General features: G+C 44.2%; 3 protein-coding genes and 1 tRNA gene. 2 read left to right on the top strand and 2 right to left on the bottom strand.

Annotated features, from left to right (window positions below; all coding sequences use genetic code 11):
- On the bottom strand, positions 1-1,206 hold a 1,206-nt coding region (locus PSE69_RS19610; RefSeq protein WP_272675341.1), incomplete at its 3' end, for a tyrosine-type recombinase/integrase.
- A 209-nt stretch (positions 1,207-1,415) separates the two neighbouring features.
- A tRNA-Sec gene (locus PSE69_RS19605) sits at positions 1,416-1,510 on the bottom strand.
- A gap of 256 nt (positions 1,511-1,766) precedes the next feature.
- Between PSE69_RS19605 and prlC the strand changes: the two genes are divergently transcribed.
- The gene (prlC, locus tag PSE69_RS19600; RefSeq protein WP_004916007.1) at positions 1,767-3,809 is read left to right on the top strand and encodes an oligopeptidase A; all 2,043 of its coding nucleotides are present in this window, start codon (positions 1,767-1,769) and stop codon (positions 3,807-3,809) included.
- A partial coding sequence (locus PSE69_RS19595; RefSeq protein ID WP_272514038.1) for a class I SAM-dependent methyltransferase occupies positions 3,802-4,462 on the top strand: 661 nt, incomplete at its 3' end. The genes prlC and PSE69_RS19595, both read left to right, overlap by 8 nt.

The following is a 4,462-nucleotide window of genomic DNA, read 5'->3' as shown; positions in this document are numbered from 1 at the left end:
ACGATGAAAATTCCCATGAACAATATTGCCACCATTTCTCAATGAATCGATATAGTCGGCATACCACTGCATCATTTCTCGCCTACCTTCTAAATATTGCGCATGGTTATAGGTTCCTCGAATAGAGTTTTTATCGATATGCGCGAGCTGGGTTTCAATCCATGCTGAATTAAATCCTTGTTCATGCAGGATTGTACTCATCGTGTGACGAAAGCCATGTCCTGTTAGTCTTCCTTTATACCCCAACAACTCAATAACCTGATTTACGCTTTCCTTACTGATCGGTTTTCTATGGTCATTACGGCCTATAAACACAAGCTCATAATGCCCTGACAGTGGTTTGAGTGAATTAAACAGCTCGATCACCTGTTTAGATAGTGGCACTACATGTGGTCGCTTCATTTTCATCACTTCAGCAGGAATTTCCCAAATCCCTTTTTCTAGATCAATATCCTGCCAACGCGCATAGCGGAGCTCTTGTGTACGTACAGCTGTCAGCAGAATAATTTTAGTTGCCGTTTTGGTGATCACACTACCTGTATACCCTGCTAGATCCTTTAGAAAATAAGGTAACTCTTCAGCGGTTAAAAATGGAAAGTGTTGTTTCTTCGGTGGAGCTAAAGCAGAAGCCAGATCAGGGGCTGGGTTATATTCAGCTCGACCAGTAATAATTGCATAGCGAAAGACCTCCCCGCAGCGCTGGCGGACTTTGCGCATCTTCTCTAAGGCTCCGCGCTTCTCCATCTTACGCAAAGTTTCAAGTAGCTCTAAGGGCTTAATCTCTGCTATCGGACGCTTACCAATGTAAGGAAAGATATCCTTTTCAAAGGTATCAATAATTTCATCACGGTAACGTAGTGACCAGCGATCCGCTTTAGAGGTGTGCCACTCACGAGTTACTGCTTCAAAAGTACTTTCAGAAGCTAAGTGCTTTTCTAATCTAGCTAATTGCTTTTGTTCACTTGGATCTTTATTTTGAGCCAACAATTTTTTCGCATCATCACGCTGGTTTCTTGCTTCCGCTAATGTCACTTTCGGGTAAACACCAATAGAAAGCATTTTTTCTTTGCCTGCGAAGCGGTACTTCATTCTCCAATATTTAGAACCATTGCGATTAACGATCAGATATAACCCACCTGAATCAGAAAGTTTGTAGGGCTTATCTAGCGGCTTTGCCGTTTTTATTTTTATATCACTCAGAGCCATAATAAAACCTCCGTAAGCCCTATCTGTTTCAAAGAAAATGAGAATTTGGGGGTGCAAGATATAGCATACCTAAATGCACCCCCGATTAACACCCCCAACTGGGGGTTGATGTGGAGTAACCTCAGTTGAACTGAGTTGACTATGATTTGCTTTTATAGGTTGAATTTAAAGGATTTAATTGACTTCAGTGGAGGTGTGTTGAGCTTGTGTGGCGGAAGATCACAGGAGTCGAACCTGCCCGGGACTGCTGGCAGCCCCAACTGGATTTGAAATCCAGCCGCCTCACCGGAGACGACGATCTTCCTTATCTGTAGAGGCTTGATTATAGCCCGAATACTCTATTTTCCAAAGCCTATGAAATCAAATAGTCACATTTATTGATAAAGATTAAGCACAAAAAACGTTATCTTGTATTGAGGTTTTCATTTCCGCCCCCATATAATTTTACATATTCACAGTGGCGTGCTGCTTTCGTTAAGTTGAGGGTCAGCCGTTTAACTTATTGTCAATACAGTAAGCCTTGGCCTACGAGCGCAAGCCTGCTATCACAGGATGTTTATATGACAAACCCATTATTAACCGATTCTGTACTACCTCATTTTACTAAAATTGAACCTGATCACGTCTTTCCTGCGGTTCAACAAGTCCTGACTGAATATCGCCAAACTGTCGAAAATATCCTGTCAGCCACTCATCAATATACTTGGGATAACCTATGCCAACCGCTTGAAGAAGCAAGCGATAAACTATCCCGTGTATGGTCACCCGTTGGGCACCTTCATTCCGTCAAAAATAGCCCAGAACTGCGTGAAGCTTATGAAAAATGCCTACCATTACTCTCTGAATTCAGCACTTGGATGGGCCAACATGAACCTCTCTATCTGGCGTATAAATCCCTAAAAGATAGTGCACAATTTGCTTCACTCAGCCAATCCCAGAAAAAATCGATTGAAAATACGCTGCGCGACTTCGAATTGTCAGGCATTGGTCTACCACCTGAAAAACAACAGCGCTACGGTGAAATTGTTGCCCGTTTGTCAGAAATCGCCTCTAAATTCAGCAACAATGTCCTTGATGCGACAATGGGCTGGACCAAATTAATTAAAGATGAAAGCGAACTGGCTGGTATGCCTGAAAGCGCTATCGCGGCAGCAAAAGCAATGGCTGAATCCAAAGGTGAAGAAGGCTATTTACTCACTCTGGATATGCCAAGTTACTTACCTGTAATGACTTATGCAGATAACGCTGAGCTACGCCGCGAGATGAGTTATGCCTATAGCACTCGTGCTTCCGATCAGGGTCCGAATGCAGGCAAATGGGATAACAGTGAACTTATCGATGAATTGATGGCACTGCGTCATGAACTCGCTCAATTGCTTGGTTTTAAAAACTTTGCTGAAAAGTCACTCGCAACAAAAATGGCTGAATCGCCAGAGCAAGTATTAGACTTCTTAACCAATTTAGCTGAACGAGCTCATCAACAAGGTAAGGATGAATTAGCGGAACTCACCGCATTTGCGAAAGAACATTATGGCGTCGATAAGCTCGAATCTTGGGATATTGCTTATTACAGCGAAAAACAGAAGCAGCACAAATTCTCACTGAGTGATGAGCAACTGCGCCCTTACTTCCCAGAGCAACGTGTTATTGAAGGTCTGTTTGAAGTCGTTCATCGTATTTATGGTTTAACAGCCAAAGAGCGCAAAGATGTTGAAACATGGCACCCCGATGTGCGTTTCTTTGAGCTATATGATGACACCAACACATTGCGCGGTAGCTTCTACCTTGACCTATACGCGCGTGAGCACAAACGTGGCGGTGCGTGGATGGATGATTGTGCAGGTAGAATGGTTCATAAAGATGGCTCGCTACAAAACCCTGTCGCTTATCTGACTTGTAACTTCAACAAACCACTTGGTGATAAACCCGCTTTATTCACTCATGATGAAGTGATCACCCTATTCCACGAATTTGGTCATGGCCTGCACCATATGCTGACAAAAATCGATGTCGCCGATGTTGCGGGTATCAATGGTGTACCTTGGGATGCCGTTGAATTACCAAGCCAATTTATGGAAAACTGGTGCTGGGAGCCTGAGGCGCTTGAGTTTATCTCTGGACACTATGAAACGGGTGAGCCATTACCACGCGCAATGCTTGATAGCATGTTGGCAGCGAAAAACTACCAATCTGCCATGTTTGTTCTGCGTCAGTTGGAGTTTGGTTTATTTGATTTCCGCTTACATGCTGAATATGACCCAGCGAAAGGCGCGCAAGTCATGCCAACCTTATATGCGGTAAAAGAAAAAGTAGCCGTTGTTCCATCACCTGAATGGAGCCGTTTCCCACACGCCTTCAGCCATATCTTTGCGGGTGGTTATGCTGCGGGGTATTACAGCTATTTATGGGCAGATGTACTTGCGGCAGACGCCTATTCACGCTTTGCGGAAGAAGGTATTTTTAACCGCGAAACTGGGCAATCATTCCTCGACAATATCCTCAGTCGTGGTGGTTCAGAAGAGCCAATGGTACTGTTTGAACGTTTCCGTGGCCGTAAGCCTGAGCTGGATGCAATGTTGAAGAGCTATGGTATCAATGGCTGATCACATCAAGATCCAATTGATCTGTGAAGAGGGTGCCGATCAAGGCGCCCTATCTCAACTTGCTGAAAAATGGAATCTTATCCATTGTCCTGATGCCATTATGGCGCTGGTTCTGACACCTGAGAATTTGCAATTACGCAAAATGGATGAACCAAAACTAGGGGGGATTTTTGTCGATTTTGTTTCAGGGGCAATGGCGCACCGACGTAAATTTGGTGGCGGCCGTGGTGAAGCTGTTGCCAAAGCTGTTGGGATCAAAAAAGATTATTTACCCGATGTAATTGATGCGACTGCTGGTCTTGGGCGTGATGCTTTTGTGTTAGCGGCGCTAGGTTGTCAGGTACGTATGTTTGAACGTCATCCTGTTGTTGCCGCGCTGTTAGATGATGGACTACAACGTGGTTATCAAGATAGCGAAATTGGCGAGTGGCTAAAACAACGTATGTCGTTAATCCATGCCTCGAGTATTACTGCATTAGCCAATATCACAACACCGCCTGATGTTATTTATCTCGACCCAATGTACCCACACCGCCAAAAAAGTGCATTAGTCAAAAAAGAGATGCGTGTTTTTCAATCATTGGTAGGGGCTGATGATGATGCCGATTCTTTATTGGCACCCGCTTTAGCCTTAGCTAAACGTCGTGTCGTGG

This window comes from Providencia sp. PROV122 (genome assembly GCF_028482365.1).
In the GTDB taxonomy this organism is placed as follows: domain Bacteria; phylum Pseudomonadota; class Gammaproteobacteria; order Enterobacterales; family Enterobacteriaceae; genus Providencia; species Providencia stuartii.
This window is presented reverse-complemented; position numbering and strand designations above follow the sequence as displayed.